This is a genomic window from Paenibacillus sp. NN59 (assembly GCF_057597225.1).
This window is the reverse complement of record NZ_CP199678.1, coordinates 4,887,816-4,907,268: the sequence shown is the minus strand read 5'-3', so window position 1 is coordinate 4,907,268 and position 19,453 is coordinate 4,887,816. Positions and strand designations below refer to the sequence as shown.

The 19,453-nt window shown below is 41.9% G+C and carries 17 protein-coding genes; 11 read left to right on the top strand and 6 right to left on the bottom strand.

Annotated elements, in window-relative coordinates; translation table 11 throughout:
• Positions 1–16: 16 nt before the first annotated feature.
• The 3 genes from ACT89M_RS21380 (at position 17) to ACT89M_RS21370 (ending at position 1,862) form a co-directional block, all read left to right on the top strand.
• Complete coding sequence (locus ACT89M_RS21380; protein WP_308722925.1) at positions 17–559, top strand: DinB family protein; 543 nt, start codon at positions 17–19, stop codon at positions 557–559.
• Positions 560–818: 259 nt separating this feature from the next.
• Positions 819–1,247, top strand: coding sequence for a hypothetical protein (locus tag ACT89M_RS21375; RefSeq protein ID WP_308722924.1), 429 nt, complete (start codon positions 819–821; stop codon positions 1,245–1,247).
• Positions 1,248–1,268: 21 nt separating this feature from the next.
• Entirely contained in the window at positions 1,269–1,862 is a 594-nt protein-coding gene (locus ACT89M_RS21370) for a YdeI/OmpD-associated family protein (RefSeq protein WP_308722923.1), read from the top strand.
• Positions 1,863–2,127: 265 nt separating this feature from the next.
• On the opposite strand, the gene yidD is transcribed toward ACT89M_RS21370, so the two are convergent.
• Both yidD and ACT89M_RS21360 read right to left on the bottom strand, forming a co-directional pair.
• The gene (gene yidD, locus ACT89M_RS21365) at positions 2,128–2,496 is read right to left on the bottom strand and encodes a membrane protein insertion efficiency factor YidD (RefSeq protein ID WP_253491957.1); all 369 of its coding nucleotides are present in this window, start codon (positions 2,494–2,496) and stop codon (positions 2,128–2,130) included.
• Between the two features lie 154 nt (positions 2,497–2,650).
• Positions 2,651–2,872, bottom strand: coding sequence for a hypothetical protein (locus ACT89M_RS21360; RefSeq protein ID WP_090915311.1), 222 nt, complete (start codon positions 2,870–2,872; stop codon positions 2,651–2,653).
• A gap of 133 nt (positions 2,873–3,005) precedes the next feature.
• On the opposite strand from ACT89M_RS21360, the gene ACT89M_RS21355 reads away from it, so the two are divergent.
• Together ACT89M_RS21355 and ACT89M_RS21350 are read left to right on the top strand one after the other, a co-directional pair.
• The gene (locus ACT89M_RS21355) at positions 3,006–3,257 is read left to right on the top strand and encodes a type II toxin-antitoxin system HicB family antitoxin (RefSeq protein WP_154983330.1); all 252 of its coding nucleotides are present in this window, start codon (positions 3,006–3,008) and stop codon (positions 3,255–3,257) included.
• A gap of 421 nt (positions 3,258–3,678) precedes the next feature.
• Positions 3,679–4,653, top strand: a complete 975-nt coding sequence (locus ACT89M_RS21350) for a hypothetical protein (protein WP_308722922.1) — start codon at positions 3,679–3,681, stop codon at positions 4,651–4,653.
• A gap of 677 nt (positions 4,654–5,330) precedes the next feature.
• Here the strand turns inward: ACT89M_RS21350 and ACT89M_RS21345 are convergent.
• The 3 genes from ACT89M_RS21345 to ACT89M_RS21335 all read right to left on the bottom strand — a co-directional run bounded on the left by ACT89M_RS21345 (position 5,331) and on the right by ACT89M_RS21335 (position 8,872).
• Entirely contained in the window at positions 5,331–6,653 is a 1,323-nt protein-coding gene (locus ACT89M_RS21345; RefSeq protein ID WP_308722920.1) for an amidohydrolase family protein, read from the bottom strand.
• Positions 6,654–6,934: 281 nt separating this feature from the next.
• Positions 6,935–7,546: a TetR/AcrR family transcriptional regulator gene (locus ACT89M_RS21340; protein WP_145413671.1), complete on the bottom strand. Its 612-nt coding sequence runs from the start codon at positions 7,544–7,546 to the stop codon at positions 6,935–6,937.
• A gap of 195 nt (positions 7,547–7,741) precedes the next feature.
• Complete coding sequence (locus ACT89M_RS21335; RefSeq protein ID WP_487345323.1) at positions 7,742–8,872, bottom strand: hypothetical protein; 1,131 nt, start codon at positions 8,870–8,872, stop codon at positions 7,742–7,744.
• Positions 8,873–9,519: 647 nt separating this feature from the next.
• Between ACT89M_RS21335 and ACT89M_RS21330 the strand changes: the two genes are divergently transcribed.
• From ACT89M_RS21330 to ACT89M_RS21315, 4 genes are all read left to right on the top strand, one after another.
• Positions 9,520–9,789 (top strand): hypothetical protein, encoded by a 270-nt coding sequence (locus ACT89M_RS21330; protein WP_253491982.1) that lies wholly within the window; start codon positions 9,520–9,522, stop codon positions 9,787–9,789.
• 558 nt (positions 9,790–10,347) lie between these two features.
• Positions 10,348–11,385 (top strand): ROK family protein, encoded by a 1,038-nt coding sequence (locus tag ACT89M_RS21325; protein ID WP_154887712.1) that lies wholly within the window; start codon positions 10,348–10,350, stop codon positions 11,383–11,385.
• A 264-nt stretch (positions 11,386–11,649) separates the two neighbouring features.
• Positions 11,650–12,849, top strand: a complete 1,200-nt coding sequence (locus ACT89M_RS21320) for an MFS transporter (protein WP_154888575.1) — start codon at positions 11,650–11,652, stop codon at positions 12,847–12,849.
• Positions 12,850–13,065: 216 nt separating this feature from the next.
• The gene (locus ACT89M_RS21315; RefSeq protein WP_154887714.1) at positions 13,066–14,085 is read left to right on the top strand and encodes a hypothetical protein; all 1,020 of its coding nucleotides are present in this window, start codon (positions 13,066–13,068) and stop codon (positions 14,083–14,085) included.
• Positions 14,086–14,268: 183 nt separating this feature from the next.
• Here the strand turns inward: ACT89M_RS21315 and ACT89M_RS21310 are convergent, their stop codons facing one another.
• Entirely contained in the window at positions 14,269–14,862 is a 594-nt protein-coding gene (locus tag ACT89M_RS21310; RefSeq protein WP_221790326.1) for a DedA family protein, read from the bottom strand.
• 387 nt (positions 14,863–15,249) lie between these two features.
• Here ACT89M_RS21310 and ACT89M_RS21305 point away from each other — a divergent pair, with 387 nt between their 5' ends.
• Positions 15,250–18,501, top strand: coding sequence for a GNAT family N-acetyltransferase (locus ACT89M_RS21305; RefSeq protein ID WP_487344828.1), 3,252 nt, complete (start codon positions 15,250–15,252; stop codon positions 18,499–18,501).
• Complete coding sequence (locus tag ACT89M_RS21300) at positions 18,488–19,369, top strand: amidohydrolase family protein (protein ID WP_341181191.1); 882 nt, start codon at positions 18,488–18,490, stop codon at positions 19,367–19,369. The genes ACT89M_RS21305 and ACT89M_RS21300 overlap by 14 nt, the downstream gene beginning before the upstream one ends.
• The last annotated feature ends 84 nt before the right edge of the window (positions 19,370–19,453 follow it).

The following is a 19,453-nucleotide window of genomic DNA, read 5'->3' as shown; positions in this document are numbered from 1 at the left end:
AGGAGTTGTTTGCAGGATGAAAAGCACAAATGAAATATTAAATTCTTTCGAGACTACAGTAGAGAGGTATGTAGCAGAATTAAATCTTTTGAATATGGATGAGTTACTACAAAAAGAGAATGAAGAAGAATGGTCGATCGGGCAAATGTACATGCATTTGATTCAATCGGCGCTGTTCATGCAGCTGCGTAACATTGACCATTGTTTGGCTAATAATGAGCACACCGTACATTCAGATGAGGTGAAAACAGAGCTGGGCAGTCAGGTATTCGAGGCAGAACAATTCCCTCCTGTTCGTGTTAAAGTACCAGCTTCTCCGCAATATACACCATTGCAACCCGAAAGTAAGGAACAAATTGCCCAGGGACTGCAGCAGGTCGTGGATCGTATGCGAAGTACAGCTTCTGTACTTGTTCTAGAAGAAGTGGCTACAGGCTCCAAAGTGCTTCACCCCCGTCTTGGAGCGTTAAATGCTCAAGAGTGGTTTCACTTGATCGAAATGCACTACAAACATCATTTTTTACAGCTGGATCGCTTGAAAATGAATCTGGTAATGTAAATCGAATAGTCAATTATATAAGTCTAACCATCTATGTGGACTTTAACGGAGAAGGCTTTATACATTTGCAATTTTTCTAAACAGTATGAAAAGAATTGGCTCATAAATTGTTTTATGAGCTCTTTTTGTGCGCTATAGATCAAGCTGGTTTGAATCCAAATCGCAATAAAGAGCTCAATGGCAGGATGTGACATCCAAAGAAGGGGATAGTTAAGCGTTGTCGAATGAAGTAGTAATACTTCAAAGGAGTTGTCAGTTTATGCAGTATGGTCGGGATATATTAACGGTTGATGATGTTTTTGACTATGAGTCTCATGAGGTAAGAAGTGTGTTACGGTCTGTTAGATATAGTATAAGGGTAGGAGACCCTTTTTTTATTATTACTCCTTACAATGATGAAATGTATGTTGTAGAAGAGATCGAGGAACATTATGACAGTTGGACTGTTATTTATAATGGAGGAAGAAGAGTAGCAGAGAAAGATGTATTTCCCCTATTCACCGTGGGTTCATTAATAAACATGTTATCTTATGATAATGAGTTTGATTTACGGACTGCTGGGGCTAAGTGGATTGTAATTATCGATCATTGCCATGAGTATGCTTCAGAGGAAAGTGAGCTTCTTGTTACATTTTTATGGTATGTGCTTGTTGATTTAAGTGTACGAGGGCTAATTAGTCGTGATTAAGCAGACGAGAGGAAGATACCTGTGGTAGTACCAAATACCAATCCCAAAGTAGATGAATATTTAAGCAAAATCAAAACATGGAAAGAAGAATCCGTGAAGTTAAGGGAGATTATTCAGGAGTTCGACCTGACCGAAGATTACAAATGGATGCATCCATGCTACACGTTGAACGGGAAGAATGTGGTGCTGATTCATGGCTTTAAGGAGTACTGTGCGATCCTCTTTATTAAAGGAGCTCTGCTCAAGGACACCCATGGCCTCTTGGTTCAACAAACGGAAAATGTGCAAGCGGGTCGTCAGATTCGTTTTACTAATTTGCAGCAGATTGTAGAGCAGGAAGACATGCTGAAATCGTATATTCAGGAGGCAATTGAAGTCGAGCAAGCCGGATTGCAAGTAGAGAAAAAGAAAACAGAGGAATATGCGGTTCCTGACGAACTCCAGCACCAATTCGATGCCAATTCTGCCTTCAAGGAGGCATTCGAAGCACTAACCCCTGGTCGTCAGCGGGCGTATCTGTATCACTTTTCACAGCCAAAACAATCCAAGACCAAGACAGCTCGCATTGAAAAATGTATACAGCCTATTATGGAGGGAAAAGGGTTGAATGACTGATGCTTCAAGCGCTAACGATCTCCACGGAAGGTTTCAAATCCTGAAAAAGGCTGAATTTCGTCAAAATAACGTCCGTACGGATCGTTAGATTTTAAACTGCCCAAAACGGGGCAAATAGGCACTCCTGTGATCGTTAGAATTTTTGAAACACCAAAAGGCTATCTCCTGTCGTCTGCATGACGTGTAGGAATAGCCTTTTGGTGTTTTGTGGATACTTTTGATAGAAACACATGATTATTTTACAAGTGCTACAAACTACATTTTGTTAAGGGTAATCATATCCCCCGCCTGTGATATTACATCTCCGAAGACGCCGAATACCCAGTGAAAGGCCCTTGACCGCTCCATACTGTTCAATGGCTTGAATCATATACATCGAACAGCTGGGCTCATAACGACATTTGTCCCGCAACTCTAAAGGAGCAAATCGTTGATAAATACGGATAATCCAGACTAGAATGGCTTTGGCTCGAATCAGAACGATGAAGAACATACTTGCTACGAAAACCAATGGGACACTCATTGAAGCATACGCCGGAATGAACGGTTTGGAGCTATAGAAAAAGATTAACGATACCAGTAAAGAAATACATAATGATAGGATAAACTTGCCAATAGCATTTAACCAATTCACTTCCGGGATTACATGAGTTCTAACATAAAAATGGCTTCGAGGATCATCTTTCTCATGATGGGTATGTAAGAGCTTTATTAGTTCTTCTTCGGATGGCATGGTATTGTAAATAGGTTCTTCAGATTCTGGGCTTTTCATGAATCTTGCACGCTTATTATACTTCTCTGTAGAATATTAGCATGTAATGGTGTGTAGTTACGGGTTGCTGGAGACAACCTGGTTTTTCGGTAACCGCAAGGGACTCCATGGATTGGTAGATCCATCCTGACTCCGCTTTGTGATTAATGATATCCGCAAATAAATTGACAGCGGCTTGGGTATCCCCTCGGTTCACTTGAACATTTTTGGGGCCTGGAACGACAGTGTACTCTCTCATCTGAATTCATCCTTTTCTAATGTGAAATGTAACAATGGGCATTCCATTATTTTACTATAAATGCAGGTGAACTGTCGATTGGAACTTATTCATCCTGTCATAGCTGACTGTTGAAAAAAGGAGATATTTCCATATGATTCGGATCTACAAATATTACGCCATTTTTAACTTTGCCGACGACGGAATAAACGTTTCGTTCCCTGATCTGCCAGGTTGCCTTACCTATGGTCATACCCTTGAAGACGCATTAATCATGGCAAAAGATGCGCTAGGACTATATCTGGACGGAGAACCAGTGGAAGAACTCCCGCCTTCTCAGACCATGCCTCAGTTATCCAACCCAAATGATAAAGCATATTTAATTGAAGTAAATATTCATTATTAAAGACATGGACTGCACAGGACGCAAGGGAAGAGCATGATTTTCGCCTATTCTACTCTAACTCTGACCTCACCACACGGCGTAAAGAATCTCGTCTACTTCTTTGATGCATGTGACGGATGGAATTACCTTTGACCATAACAATGGACAAATGAGATAAGGGGCTTAGTTTGAAGTAAATGAAGCCATTCTTAAAAACACTCATTGCAATCTATTTGCTGTTTCGTATATAACAAAATTTTGTTACAAAATAACATTCTTTGAGGCTTGAGATGTTTATTAGAATAATATATATACTCTATTTATTACAATATATTTACATAAATATAATATAAGTGTATAATTAAAAAACCTTAATTTAACTATAAAGGGGGTAAGTGTATTTCTGAGAATGTAGGTTTATAAATGAGAGGTGAACGATAAAATGAAAAAATTATCCAAGTTCCTACTAACTATTTCTGTTGCTTTGCTTTTCTTAGTCCCGGTTACTGTAAGTGCACAAGAAAATGCTGTTAACGAAGAGGATATATCGATCGATAATATTATCATAGACTCTAATCTTAGTTTGGATAAGAAAACTGACGGAAGGGTTTATCTTCAAATGAGAAATTCAGATAATTCTCTTACAGTATCTCAACAAAGATCAGTTTTGGAAGAAATGGGGTTTTCTGAGAAAGAAATTGAAAAAATGAGTCCAGCAATAATTCAGGAAATCTCTTTGAATGGTGGAAAAAAAGTTGATACTCAAACTACAATAAAGCAATACTATAATTCATCTGACGGTAAAAAATATCTTGTAACAAACGAAAACAGAAAAGAAATTGAAGCGCTAAGTCAAAAAGAAACAGGGGTTATTAATAAACCTGCAGGTCAATCATCAAACATTGGAATGATGTCAGATGTTCGTGAGGAGTATCCGTTTACCGGAACTGGTTATGTCATATATAGAGGAAAAACGTCGAACGCCAAAGAGTTTATATATGACTACTACAACACGGCATCATGGGCGGAGCCCCCTTACTATAAGTACATTGATAAATTAGCAAATTCTTGGCAATCATTTGCTACCAGTGTAGGTAGAGAAGCAACATTAACAACATGGTTAACACCACAGTTAGGCAATGAAAGTAAACAACAGGTCACAATAGAGGGGATAAATGGTTCATCTGTAAAGTTTGATCACGCTGGTCTTTATCTCTATAAAAATTTAGTTCTTAAAGAAACGGTTACTATACCTGTTTCCTATAAAGGGTTAACAGGAAAACATATTGCAAAATACGCTCATCCTTATACTCTTTTAACTCCTAGCGTTACTGTGGGACCTATTTCTCTTAATTTTTCTAATTTTATAGGGAGTGAGTGGGATTGGGATGTTACCTTTACAATTGATAGTAAGTAACACATAAAGTTTTAACTTAAAAAGAACAATACTGGACTGAATCGTAGCTTCCCTCAAAGTACTCCATCTATATAAATAGTGGTTGAAGTACTTTGGGGGATTTTGCTATGGCTGATTAAGTAATAACTTAGCAATTTTAGTATTTGTGTTCTAATTAATTTTTGTTAGTATCATCAGGTTTGTTTTTTTTGCTCTCATTCAAAGTTTTTTTTAAATCCAAAACTTCATTTTCTAAATTATCAATTTTTGATTTTAAACCTGAATTATTAAGAACAGAGCTAACAACAAGATACATGATTAGATAGTTGGCGGCCATTATTATTAGAAAAATAAAGAGCTCGGGTACACCTCGTACAATTAATGGCATATAATTTTCCTTTCTTTAAAATAATGTTTTGAATTTCCTCTTTGTATAGCTAATTATAACATAATACAAATTTATATATATAAGTCTTTGATATCATTGAATCGGTGCAAACCTAAACTTCAGTGTTAGAAGATATTTATAAATAATATTCCACTTAGAAGTTGTTAAATGTTTTAATCGATGCAGCGTGTCTGAAGCTACCAATAACTGCTAAAAGAATCAATAAAGAATAGTCAATATAAAAGAAATGACTAATTCAGTGAGAGTATATGTTTTGCAGTTAAAGAAGAAAATTTACTCAATTCTTTGCTCACCACACGAGATTAAGAACCTCATCTACCTCTTTGATGTGTGTGACGGATGGGTTCTGGATCAGATTACCTTTGACCATGACCATCGATATGTTGGATAAAGCTTCGATCTGCTCTAGCGGATTGTGATCCACTACAATCAAGTCGGCCTGTTTGCCGATATCCAGAGCACCCGTCACGTCGTCAATCCCTAGAATCTTAGCATTGTTGCGAGTGACCATGTCGATGACCTTTTTATTGGTCAGTTTGGTCTGTCTCATGTAATGATCTATCTCTCTCCACATATCATAGTGGGTGACGTAGGACATGGCTGCATCGTTTCCAATTCCAATAGTGATGCCGTTGTCGACCGCCTGTTTCACCCCTTTGAGCATGGAGTCGTAGACCAGTCTAGCGTTTTCTTTTACCGTCGGACTTAACTTGGTCACACTTGGATCGAGCGAAGCGGATGGATAAGCAGCTTGCAGGGTAGGGATCAATGCGGTGTAACCATGAAGGGCCTTGGGGTTCTTTTTATACAAATGAATAATCTCGTCATCCATCTCGGCCCCATGCTCAATCGTATCCACGCCCCCTTGCAGCGCAACGCGCACACCTTCCGTGCTCTCCACATGAGCGGCAACCTTCAATCCAATCTTATGGGCTTCATCGCAGACCGCCGCGACCTCTTCCACCGTCATTTGCAGACGCCCAGCTTCGCCAACCATTTTGGCATCCGTTACACCGCCTGTCACACAGATTTTGATCCAGTCCACACCGTTCTTCACATTAATCCGTGTATTTTTGCGCATTTCCCAAGGCGAGTCACCCTCCAGTGCCAAGTAGGGAGCCCCGTGTCCACCTGTCACACTCAGGAAGAATCCCGAAACAAGCAGATTCGGACCGACCCACTCCCCGCGGTTAATCTCATCTCGCAGCCGCACATCGGTATAAAAGAATTCGCCCACACTGCGCATGCTTGTTACACCCGCATGGAGTGCGGTAAGAGCGTTGCGTTTCATGCGTTTCTTCAAAATATTTCGACCGAATCGGGTATTCAAAATCCGATGATAAGCAAAATTCAGCAATCCTTCACTGACGGAGAGGGTGAGCGGTTTACCATCGGCAAACAGATGCACATGTGCGTTGATTAGCCCTGGCATCACGTATTTCCCGGTAAGGTCGATTATTGTGTAGTGACTGGGGATGTTCAGCTCCTGATCTGGAGCGATGTTCTCGATACGCCCTTGTTCGTTGACGAGAAGGGTCATGTTTGGCTGCAGATGGCGGCTTGCGTCGCCGTGGATCAGATTGACATTTTTCAAAGCGTAAGCGGTGTTCATGGTGTGTTCCTCCTTGGGTGTGGGTGGTGTTACATGATGTTACTTGTTGAATCAGTCGAGTGATACGGTTCTGTGTTATTTGGTTTCTCTGTGCAAAGTATTCTGGTGTTCTAAAAGTGAATTTATAATTCATTTTTGGGTTAAAAAAATAGATTGGCTTGCTTATGCTTATTTTTTGCGTGCAAATCAGGGAAAGTACAACTGATCTGCACGCTGTGCGACGCGTAGTGATCTATGATAGAAAGTGGGGTTTGGATTGGCTGGCGACCAAGCACTATTCCTTATTCGTTCAAGCTTTTCATGCCGTACAGTCGGTATACATACAACGCTTCAAAGATTTGCTTGCGGCTGTCCTCGCTCATGTCCCGTTTCAATAAGTCCAGATTCATGTCAATGACGTTATGTGCCAGAATGTTCAGCAGAATCAGGTTCTCCTCGGTGCCGATCTCATAGTGTTTGTATTGATTTTTGAGATAGGCTTTCTTCGTTTCGATCATCAGCTCAACCAGCTCGTTCTTGGCGTTGGTGTAGATGGTGCCTTTGTTCTTTTCAAAAATAATAACGATCTGATTCCGATACTTCCGCAGCACATCTATTTGTTCTTGCATGAGGACGGATCGCTGCTCACTGTTCGTTTCCTCAAACGCGTTCTGGTTATCAAAATGAATCGTCTCCACCAGTACCTTTTTCAAATAATCCACCAAATCCGGCGGTACAACGGCGTAGAAAAGCTCCTTCTTATTCTTGAAATAGGTATAGATATTGCCGACCGATATATTGATCTCATTCGCAATATCGTTCATCTTGGCATCCGCATAACCCTTCTCAAAAAAGACCTTAAGCGCCGCATATTCAATTTCTTTCCTGACTTCATCTTTCTTGGCCTGCACCATCGGGAACGACTCCTTAATAGTGAATGGATGATTCGTTATTAGGATAGACCTTTTTGGAGGGGGTGTCAAATGAGGGATTTATAGAAACCAAATTAATTCTTCCTGAAAAAGTGATAATGAAAGTCCGCTCCAAAGTTTGAGCGGACCAAGAGTAAGTTATACTTTCCAAATAAGTGAAGATGATAGAAATATGAATTAATCTGTCCAAGATTCTAGTTTTCCATTGTAGAAGTATAGGTATGTTCTTCCATAAACCCATTGTTCAATTCTTAAGTTACTTGTGTTATAAGTGTTTATTCGTTCTGGTTCCCCCCATGATAAACGAGCTTGTTGTGTATTCATTCCAATGGATATTTTTTGTTGTGTTATCTTGTTCCAAATATTAGATGACCAGCCTGGGTAAGCCGTTCTTGGATTAACCGTATAAAATCCACTAGCTATCGGTGACTTATAATCATCGTAGAAAGACAGTTTAAATGTCTGTTTGGCTCCATTAGAGCGTTTTGCTTGAATGAATAGATTTTTTCCTTTTAATTTTACTGAAGTGAAGTATACCTTTTCTAGATGGCCTAGAGGATTTGAAGATGGTAAATAATTTTTATTTGCCCAGTAATACTTTCCAGTGTAGTAAAAACCAATTGTTTCATAATCCCAATAATCTATAAAAGAAGTTGGAGTATTATCAAATATAAGATCTTCATATATAGTTCCGTTATTTAATTGAATGACAGCCTTAACGATATTGCTGCTTGATTCATAGTTGTATAGTTCCTTTACCCAGCCGACTTTTTCTCCTTCGTAAATATAGATCTTTTTCCCCATAAAGGATTGTAGATCATAACTAACCATGTCTAATTGTTGCAATAAACGTTTGGATTCTTTTTCCCCTTCAGATCCACTCCAGAGAAAAACAGACTTTGAATCATAATCTTCCTTTGATTTGTAGCCAGTAAACTTCTGGAAGTTTGTTAGACTTATGTATGTACTGTTTTCGAAGAGAACTGAATTGGTTGAGTCGATATTAAAGGTGCCTTGATCCGAGCTAACAGTGATGGGAATATTATAATTAATATTGACGTCTTTCAACTTACCCAATAACTTAAGTGGCACATACATATCAGGATTTTTAATCTTTTCAATGGTATAACTTTTCTCACGCAACACGATCAGTTTTCCGTCCACAAAAATAGAGTATTCAAATCCAACATAAGCATTTTCAGGAATGACGTAAGGTTTTGCTGTTACTTGTAATGGATTGCTGAAAAGTATAAATAAAATACTTAAACTGACTAAGCTTACAATTCTTTTGATTTTCAAGTAATTCACTCCCAAGTTAGTGTTTCTGATGTACGTTAATTCTAATTCAACTTTTCTCCTTTCTTAAATGTAACTGTATCAAAAAAAATGAAATTAACAAGAGGAATGAGTGAGCCACTTGACTGTAATTCTCAAAAGATAAGAGCCTTATGTCCTATATTTAACAAAATCGTATATAATAAGTGAGGTAATGAAGGTATATGGTTATTAATGGAGGCGATTAAGTGTTAGATAGCAGGACTGTGTTGCTGTATTTTGTTGAGTATGAAAAGAGAACAGCTCTTATGGCAAACTCATTGTCCCAAGTAGAGAACTATTCAGTAGTGAGGTTCTCAATGATTCTGACCGAATAGAGCAAATTGTACAGAATAAACGGAAAGAAGATATATTTAAAAAGATATCATCTTACCGAGATATTAAAGATCATTTAAATAAAGGAAAACACATAAAAGATGAACTGAAAAAGGAAATTTAATTTTAATGTTTTCATTTATTATTCATTCAGAATAATAGTAGAAAGATTTTTGAAATGTTAAAACTATAAATATTGCAACGATAACTAAATAAATTTGTTAATGTTTATTTATTGCTACGTTTATACGTACCAGTTGATCGCTTAATTTATGTTACCCTCTTCTTATTAAAGGAGTGGTGACATGAAAAGTACCTACAGCGAAGATCTGGCTTCGCAGTACGCACAACTCGTAAAGCAAGAAGACGATTACGTCGATCAACTGGTCACGTGTAACAAACTCATCTTGGATGCCATGGATATCATCGCGAAGCGGGCAGGGGTACTGCACATGGAAACGGTGAAACAGGCGGCGTATCACCTTCACGCGATGGAACAGGATTTGAATCGCAAGTTATTTGAAGTCAGGCTGGAGAAGAGCATCTTGGCCCATCACATGAGCCAGTCTACATAACCGTATGAATGAACGAAAAGGACAGTACAGGATCATTCTAGGAATGATTCTGACTGTCCTTTTAATCCTTATAAGCGCTCCCAAATCATTCCCCCATAAAAGCATCTCAATGGACGTAGGCTTGGAGAATTCCATCGCAAAACTGATTATTGACTAATCATTTTTCTTTATTGTATTCATTTTATTTTCCAAGTTAGAAATTCTTTTTGAGAGCCCTGACACCTTACGAATTACATAGTAGATTCCGAATAAGACCAAGATAAGACATATAGTTAAAATGATAAATTCCGGCCAATAGAACCAACTCATATAAATCCACCTCCTTGACACTTAAGCTAAATTTTATCATTTAGTAACAATTATGTGAAATATAGCGAAACGTACAGGCTATTTCTTCTTTCTTTGTTAGCTCAGTCTTATTCCAAATAAGCATTGACTTTCCACACCAATCCCCCTAAACTTCAATTATTAAAATACTTTTAAAAACTCCCCTCCAATACTTTCTCGAATACGCGATCACCCTTCAATATAAAAACGAAAGGAGGCACACCACAAACGATGTTACCCACATCCCACAACACCCAACAGGTCAAACGGATTAACGTTGAAATTGTAAAAAACACACTTCGGTCGATGGGCGTAGGCACGAAGGCTTCCATCGCAAACCTGACCAAACTCAGTGTGGCAACATGCGGCACAATTTTGAATGAACTACTCCAGACGGGAGAGATCATTGATCTCGGCCCGGATGAGTCGAGCGGGGGCAGACCGGCGAGTCGGTATCAGTTTAATGCGGACTACGCGAGTGTGCTGTGTCTGATTATTCGTACGGAAGGTGGCATTCATTCGATCACACATACATATGCCAACCTGAGCGGAGATATGGAAGACGAACGGACGCTTGTTTTAGATGAGATTAATGTCACGGTGGTGGAGGAACTCATTGCCGGGCTGATCGAGCAGCATCACAATGTGCAGGCCATCGGAATCGGGATACCAGGGGTGGCGCACAATGGTGTGATCGGTATCTGTGACGTACCAGAGCTGGCTAATCAGCCGCTGGGGTTAAGACTCAAAGAGCAATACGAAGACATCGAAGTGGTCATTGGCAACGATATGAATCTGACGGTGTACGGACTGTACAATGAACAGCAATTTGAGCAAGAGAAGAACTTTGCGGTGGTGACGTTCCCTGAAAATCATTTTCCGGGAGCAGGTTTTATTATCGATGGTCGGCCACTCACCGGGAATACGCAATTTGGGGGAGAGGTGTCCTTTTTGCCATTTGGCGTGTCACGGGAAGAGCAGCTGCGCATGTTGAAAACGACAGACGGATTGCAGGAACTCGTCGTACAGACGCTGGTCTCCATTATTGCCATCATCAACCCAGCGGCCATTGTAGTGACGGGCGATACGATGGACCCCGCGATGCGGGATGGCCTGATCCAAGGTTGCCGAGATCACCACATTCCACAGGAGCATATGCCTGAACTCACGATTCGCCGCGACACCCGGCGCGAGTATGTTACCGGGCTAGTAGCCGTAACGTTGGAAAGCCTGACCTACCGTATTCAGGTAGTTGAAAAGCAGTGGTAGAAACGACTTATTATGAAGTGAAGTTAAGCAAAATTTTTTACACGAGAGCGGAGAGGGCAGAGCCAATCTGGAGAACGCCTTTATCAATGTATTTTCACCTTTAGAAAGAAATTCAAAAAATACAGGGATAACAGCGGGCGGAAGGTAGCACTGCAATCGGAGGTACAGCGTGTAACCATTTTTCTGGACACAATGGAGGAACTTATTTTGAATCAGCAAGCAAGTACACAAGGCAACAAACGAAAGTTTAACAAGCTGTACGCCATGCAGCTGGCAACGATCTTTCTTGGATTTATCGTATTTGGCATCTCGGAAAATATTAAAGGCCCAGCCATTCCGCGTATTCAGTTCGACTTCAATCTGGATGAGAAACAGCTCGGGACGTTGTTGTCCCTGAACGCTCTGGGATATCTGATCGCCTGCTCGTTTACAGCTATATTGGTTCGTAAATGGGGAATTAAGGCAGTCAGCATTATTTCTTTTACCTCGATGATTCTGTCTGGTGTGTTCATTTATGTATCGCATACGTATCCGCTCTTTGCGTCATCGTACTTCTTCATGTACATCGGTAACGGGATGCTGGAGATTGCGCTGGCGATTCTCGGGGCGCGGATTTTTGTGAAAAATACAGGCACGATGATGAACCTGTCCCATTTCTTCTATGGACTCAGTTCAACGGTAGCGCCGTTGCTGGCGACAGGTGTGATGTCGCTGACGGTATTTGGGCACCTGCTGGACTGGCGCGGCATGTATCTGGTTATGCTGTCGCTGTGCCTGCTGCCGATCATTGCGGCACTGCGCAGTAAATTCCCCGGGGATGATCTTGCCCATGAAGATCGCACCTCGCTTAAGACGTTAACACGTGATCCGGCCCTGTGGCTGATGGTGCTTATTCTTTCTTTTGGCGTGGTATCGGAACTGGCGGTTGGAGGCTGGCTTGTTAACTTCCTGGAGAAAGCCTACACGTGGGACACGGTTAAAGCCTCTGGTCTATTGTCGGCATTTTTCCTTACGTTCTCGCTGGGGCGTTTGCTGCTAGGACCGTTGACGGATCGCATCGGGTTCGTACTCTCATTGATTTTGTTCTCGGCTTTCTCGGCGATATGCACGTTTGTAGCACTTGCAGGGGGAGAAAGTCTGGCGATCTTCTTCGCGATATCGGGCGCAGGCATTGCGATGATCTATCCCACAGTAATGGCCTTTATCGCCCGCAGATATCCGAACGGCAGTGATACGGCAATTACGTTTACGGTAACGCTCATGGGGGTTGGTAGTGTTATAGGCAACTATGTGATTGGCTGGGTGATTGAAGGTGTGAAAAACATTTACGGTGCCACAACTCAGCTGGGTCTGCTGCGCGGACTTCAGGCTGGGTATGGATTCATTGGTTTATGTGCGGTCATTTGTGCGGTATCTGGCGTGGTGCTGTATGTTTATTTGAAAAGAAGACGGGAACTGATTTAGAAAACTCTTGTTAAGTTAGGAAATGAACCCGTTACCAATCTACATTAATAACAAACAAACATTGTTTGAACTCTCTCTTTTGCCTCGTGTAGATGAGAGAGTTTTTTTAATTCATGAACTCAAAAAATAGGACTGTGCTTTTTATTATAGCAAGTTGACAAACTATCATTTCTCGTTAGATTATGAGTTATATTAAATTTAAAGGAGAGTGAACACATGGAGAAAAAATTAGAGATTCAAACTCCCTCTATTCAAACCTTTTTAAATCATGCATACCCGCTAGCAATCCTAGAGAAGAATGAAGCTTTCTCAGGTTGGTTTTTTACAAACTATACTCAGCTTTATACTTTTTACAATAGGAAGAACCCAGTAGGAGACTTTAAAATTGATTTCTATTCTCACAATGGAAAATACCCTACTATCCCTTTTCTCGAGTTCGGAAGTATTGATGGACATACAATTAAAACTTTAGGAAAAAGTATTCTGGATATAGTGATAGAAAATATCGATTTGAATTACTATTTAGAAGTTGGTATAGATGAATATTACTGGTCTAACAAAGCAAGTTATATGCAAGAACACTTCCATCATGACAATTTAATATATGGTTACAATAATAACGATAGGGTATTGTATTATCTTGGTTATAATAAAGACATGATCTTTGGTCAATATTCTGTTCCATATGAAGAATTTGTTTTATCATTCATAGAAAATCCGGTCTCGAATATTAAATTTATTAAAAATATAACTCCAGAATTAACAAGTACTACTACCAAGTATGTCTATCATTTTAATTTGAATTTTGATCTGGATATTTTCAGAACATATTTAGAAGACTTCCTTAAATCCAGAAATTCTTTCCTTACACATAGAGGCAGCGAAGACTCTGTTTTCGGATTAGCAGTATATGATGAATTGATAAGAAGATGTTCCAATGACACCATTCTAATTGAGGATATGAGACTATATAGAATAATATGGGAACATAAGAACATTTTCAGTAAAAGAATAGATTATTTAAATTCTAAAGGGTATTTAAAAGCTGAGAATTATGAAAGCTTATCAGATAAGTCTAGATCTCTCTGTAATGATTGCTTGTTGTTGAAAAATTTATCAATGAAATATGCTATTACTAATGATATGAAAGTTTTTTCGAAAATTTTAACAAAATTAAAGGAGATACAACTGTCTGAAGAACAATTGGTAACAGATTTATTAGTATGTATTACATAGTAACTTATTGGGTTCATTTGAATAAATATGCTTATATTGAAGATATTTCTTATTCTCAAAAACAAAAGCCCCGCCGATTCTCATAATCGCCAGGGTTTACATTTAATTTCAACAAGTGAGAAAGTTTAAGCTAACCGTAACGTCCCATCTCACTTCCCTTACTTCAAGCAAGCCTCTACTTGTCTAAGCGGGTCTCTTTTTCCAACGTTTCAGTAGCATGTATAGTCCAAATCCAATCAGGAAGATCATGCCTGCCGGGATGACATACGGTTTAACCACTTCGCCGACGTTTTCCCATTGTGCACCCAGTTTGTAGCCAAGGTAGACGTAGATGGATGTGATCGGAAGCATGGCTAAGAAGGTAAATATACTGAATTTGAATACGTTCATCTTCGCCATTCCGCAAGGGATGGAGATGACCGTTCGAATGCCGGGTACGAAGCGGCCATAGAAAGCGACCCCGCTGCCGTATTTTTCAAAAAATTTATCGGAAGCATCGACATGGTGGGGGCGAATGAGAAAGTATTTACCGTACTTCTCCACCATCGGTCTGCCGCCGTAGCGTCCGAGTGCATATAACGTTAATGGGCCAAATGTGCCGCCAACGGTTCCTGCCAGAATAGCCAACCATAGCTTCATATCCCCGAGATATACCCAATATCCCGCCATGGGCAGAACAAGTTCAGCGGGGACAAATTCAAACGATAGGGCAATAACAAGACCTGCATAGGACAAATCTTTAAAGAACAGTATGAATTGCGTGATCCACTCCGTCATGCTTTCCCTCCACAAATCTATCTATTTTTGATATAAGTAGACACTGCTCTCTTCAGAGTACCAAGGGCGAACAGCGCTTGTCAAAAATCACAGTTAAGGCAATTTATCCTTATCACCACCGTATATGTTAGCCTATACATAAGCTAAAGACAGCCCCTAGTTAGATACGAACGATCGCGGTCTAAGGTTTCTTATTTACTTATAATCGTTCTGGAGCCAATATGAATCTATGAGATGATGGTACTCTGAAAATGTTTCCAAATATAGTATGATAAGACTATCGCTAGATTTGCCACACAGGGCCTGGATTAGTTCTGAAGCGATCAGACGAAGGCCGGATAGTGTTCACGAAGACCATCCTATACATATAGAGAAGGAGAATGGAACATGAACGTACAATCACAAACCATCATCGATCAGATTCGTATTGTTGAATACAACGCTTCTTATGCGGCTAGCTTGGCAGATATGTGGAACCAAAGTAATGAGAGCTGGGGAGGCGGTACAAGGCAGCGGACAGAAGAAGCGATTCGTCAGGAGATGGAGAACTCCTCCAATCTGCATGTTTTTCTGGCGGTTCATGATGAAGAGGTCGTCGGTTTTTGCAGCTTTGCCCACTATCGTTTTGACGAGAATGCACTATATGTCCCGCTGCTCAATGTACGCCCCGACTACCACGGTTACAAGATTGGCCGCAATCTGATCTTAAAGGCAGTGGAGAAAACAGTCGAGGCCGGATGGCCGCGTCTGGATCTGTTCACATGGCCGGGCAATACGAAGGCGGTGCCGATGTATAAGAAATGTGGATTCTTTTGGGAGAAAAAAGACGATAGCGTACATCTAATGAACTTTATCCCGACGGTATTGCAGACCGAGGCACTAGCACCGTACTTTGAAACATTAGATTGGTACGCCGACAGCACCCGTGAATTAGTAATTGAGCCGGATGGACGGCAGGAGCGAGGCTTCGATTTCTTGGATTATACGTGGCAAAAGGGAGACCTCTCCCTGCGGGCAACTTTTGAAAAAACAGGCCGCGGTCTGACCGCTCTCGACACGCCCGATTACAGCATCCACACCGAAGTAGACCATCATGATCTGGTGTTTGGTTCGAGCTATCCTGTGCGTTATCATATTGAAAATAAATCCGACTCCCATCTTGAGTTTAAGATCGAAGGACAAGACGACAAAAATATCCGTTTTGCTATGGATGTCGTGCAAACGTTGCAGCCAGGCGAAACCATCACGGTAGAGGGAGAGTTTTATCTCGATCCGGTGACCGAAGAACAAAACAAGAACAAAACACATCCAGTCATCTGCAGTGCCTGGTTGATTGGCGGCAAGAAAGCTCAGTTCCGTCTTGGCCTTCATCCTAAATTCCCTGCCAAGATTACACCGGTTCTCCCCGTGAAGGAACTATATCCGGGTATTCCGGCAGAGCTAATCCTGAACGTGGAAAACAATGTGGATGCTGTAACGGAATTTGTTATGGAACTGCCAGCAGACGCTTTTCTAGACTGGACAGAGCGAACACTGCGTTTTACGTTACCGGCGAAGGGCAAACGTGCCGTGTCCGTCCCATTTACACTGCATTCATATGGTATATATGCCCAAGATGTGGTGATCACCGCTGTTCCGGTGGGAGGATCTGAGATTTCTTTTACAAGAAAACTCTCTGTGCTGATGAAGGGCATTGAAGGCAGGTATGGCGGAGAGGCGAATGGACAGTGGATTGCGGTGAATGGCGCGTACTCCCTCCATATGAACAAACATGATAACGTCATGTGGATCGAATATCCCGGGTCACGTCACTCTTTCTGGTGGAACTATCCGAAGCTCGGGAAGCCATACTCGGAGGAGTTGTCCCTGAAAGAAGCCAAAGAAGTACAGATTGTGGCTGAGGGGAATCAGCAGGTTATGAAAGCGATCTATGAATTGGAAAATTTCCCGGGATTGCTTCTGAAGACAGTCGCCAAACTATCTGCTAACGGAATTGCGACTTTCTCTCATGAGATTGTGAATACACGTGATACGGCATGGGAAGAAGAGCTATTCCTGATGGATCACTTCGGTTTCTACGGCAATCGGCTTATTTTGCCCTATCAGGGTCGTTTTGTAGATATGGGGGATGATTATGCCGGGGATCCAAACCATTGGGATACGGGACAGATTACGGAGAACTGGCTGTTTTGCAAAGAAGAGTATGGTGCGTGCGGAATCTACTGGGACCCTTCACTGAAATTGATTAAGCCTGAATATACGCTGGCATTACAGCATGAGCTGGGACGTTTGGAGGCCGGAGCTTCGGTAGCCACGAAGGAAACGGTATTTGCGCTTAACACATTTGCCAAGTGGACGGATTTCCGCGCATTTGCCCGTAAACAACCTAATGGAGTTATTCCGATGCTGGACAGTCATCTGGATGTGATGTTGAATGATGGCAATCCATTTGCTGCGGACGTACTACAGGCTGAATTGGTTGAGCGTAAGCTTGTTCAGCTTGCTGGTACGCTGGAGCTGTACGTACAGCAAGGTAAGGAACCCGAGATTAAAGCTCGTACGATTGAGTTCGATGCGACGGAGCAGTTGAACTCGGATAAGCTGGAGTTTTCGCCTGAGGAAACGGTAGTGGGAGCGCCGAAGGCAACGACAGCGGACCGCCTTGACCCGCAAGGGTCTGACACCCCCGACAGTACCAACCCATATGAGCAACTGAATATATGGAAAGTACGGGGCGTGTATCGTGGAGAAGATCGGATTCAGGAACGAATCTCTCTTTGGTTCCCGCAGACACGATCTGAAGTGCAGCAAAGGATTGAAAAGGGAACAGACGGTTCAGGGACGTTATATACCGTCAACAATGGTGTGTTATCTATTACGGCTAATCCGGCATTCGGGGGGATTGTACACTCTCTGAAAGTTCAAGGCGAGGAATGGCTAGACAGTTCATATCCTGAACCTGCCGCTCGTTCGTGGTGGAATCCGTGGTATGGCGGGATGGCTGTTGATATTCCAGGCATGAACGGCTTTAGCCGTCAATTGGAGCAAACGAGTCTATCGTGGTCGGAGCAGAAGGATCAATTCGGTAACGTGTGGAAAGGCTTGAAGGTGACCACTCGTATCGAGAAACATGAAGCGAACCGGGGAATGACCGTTCATCAGCATTATCTGATGCTGCCTGGCGTTCCCGTACTTTGCACCTTACTTGCGGTGACCAACAAGTCTGGTCTGACACGAGCAAATTATGCTCTTACAGAAGGTCGTTTCTTCAAACCTTCGGAAGTATATACAGAAGGCTGGATCGAGCAACCGGGTCAAGATCGTTTTCCGCTCGGCAAAGTAGACATTGGGCTGCCTTTGAAGCACATATTCCGAATAGGCTCCCTTTCACGTCAAAACATGCTACACGCGGTGAATCGTTACCCGAACCAGAATGCCTGGGCGTTTGCGAACAACCTGGTAACAGGACATAACGTAGCACATGAGCTTACGATACAAGATGGCGAAACCGTCTGGACAGAGCCGACCTATCTTGTTCTGGGGCCGATCTCGCTCAATACGGCAGATGTGCATGATTTGTTAAAACTGAACTTTGTAACATCAACAAGCGAAGAGGAGGCCACCGATGCCCATCATTGATATTCACATTCATCTATCCGATATCGACAGCTTTCACCGTACCGCGATTGATCTGTCCAAAGTAGACTACAGCGCGGCGGGTCTCAAGGCAGAATTTGATCGCAATGATGTTATTCTTGGCATCGGCATGGGGGTGAGCGAGCAAACGAAGGGGGCTTTCCCGGATTCTAGTTCCCCTAACCCGATGGGGCTGGATCTGGAAGAACAGGTTCCATCGTTTCTGATGGAATGTGTAGGCATTAACCCTAATCGACTGGACGGCAAACAAGCTCAAGACGAGCTGGACCGGATCGAAGCCAGATTGCAATCGTCCGAAGTTGCGGGAATCAAGCTGTATGCCGGATACTATCACCACTATGTGTATGACAAAATCTATACCCCGGTCTATGAGCTGGCTGCAAAATACAATCTGCCTGTGGTCATCCATACGGGAGACACCTACTCCATGAACGGGCTGCTCAAATATTCGCATCCGTTAACGGTGGACGAGCTTGCCTTGCAACAGCGCAGCGTAAACTTCATGATCTGCCATCTCGGTGATCCCTGGGTGATGGATGCAGCTGAGGTGGTTGCTAAGAACCCTAACGTGTACGCAGATTTATCTGGGCTTGTGGTGGGGGATCGCCCACACTTCGAACGCTTTATGAATGAGCCACTGTTCATGGATCATTTCCGCAGGGCTTTGGTTTACTCGGATCATTATGAGAAGATGCTGTTTGGAACCGATTGGCCGCTTGCACCTATCGATCTGTATGCAGAATTCGTCCGCCGGCTTGTGCCAGAGCAGCATCATGAGAAGGTGTTTTACGAGAACGCATTCAGCCTGTTTCCACGTATCGGTCAGCGTATTGCGGAACTGGGGAAGTAATCTGTCATAAATATATTCTGTATCGTCCTGAACTCAAAAAATCCCAAACGGATATCCGAATTATAATCTGGATATCCGTTTGGG

Coding starts and splice junctions, on each gene's coding strand:
- ACT89M_RS21380 (WP_308722925.1), top strand. CDS start 17: ATGAAAAGCACAAATGAAATATTAAATTCTTTCGAGACTACAGTAGAG.
- ACT89M_RS21375 (WP_308722924.1), top strand. CDS start 819: ATGCAGTATGGTCGGGATATATTAACGGTTGATGATGTTTTTGACTAT.
- ACT89M_RS21360 (WP_090915311.1), bottom strand. CDS start 2,872: ATGAGAGAGTACACTGTCGTTCCAGGCCCCAAAAATGTTCAAGTGAAC.
- ACT89M_RS21355 (WP_154983330.1), top strand. CDS start 3,006: ATGATTCGGATCTACAAATATTACGCCATTTTTAACTTTGCCGACGAC.
- ACT89M_RS21350 (WP_308722922.1), top strand. CDS start 3,679: ATGAAAAAATTATCCAAGTTCCTACTAACTATTTCTGTTGCTTTGCTT.
- ACT89M_RS21345 (WP_308722920.1), bottom strand. CDS start 6,653: ATGAACACCGCTTACGCTTTGAAAAATGTCAATCTGATCCACGGCGAC.
- ACT89M_RS21340 (WP_145413671.1), bottom strand. CDS start 7,546: ATGGTGCAGGCCAAGAAAGATGAAGTCAGGAAAGAAATTGAATATGCG.
- ACT89M_RS21330 (WP_253491982.1), top strand. CDS start 9,520: ATGAAAAGTACCTACAGCGAAGATCTGGCTTCGCAGTACGCACAACTC.
- ACT89M_RS21325 (WP_154887712.1), top strand. CDS start 10,348: ATGTTACCCACATCCCACAACACCCAACAGGTCAAACGGATTAACGTT.
- ACT89M_RS21320 (WP_154888575.1), top strand. CDS start 11,650: ATGCAGCTGGCAACGATCTTTCTTGGATTTATCGTATTTGGCATCTCG.
- ACT89M_RS21315 (WP_154887714.1), top strand. CDS start 13,066: ATGGAGAAAAAATTAGAGATTCAAACTCCCTCTATTCAAACCTTTTTA.
- ACT89M_RS21310 (WP_221790326.1), bottom strand. CDS start 14,862: ATGACGGAGTGGATCACGCAATTCATACTGTTCTTTAAAGATTTGTCC.
- ACT89M_RS21305 (WP_487344828.1), top strand. CDS start 15,250: ATGAACGTACAATCACAAACCATCATCGATCAGATTCGTATTGTTGAA.
- ACT89M_RS21300 (WP_341181191.1), top strand. CDS start 18,488: ATGCCCATCATTGATATTCACATTCATCTATCCGATATCGACAGCTTT.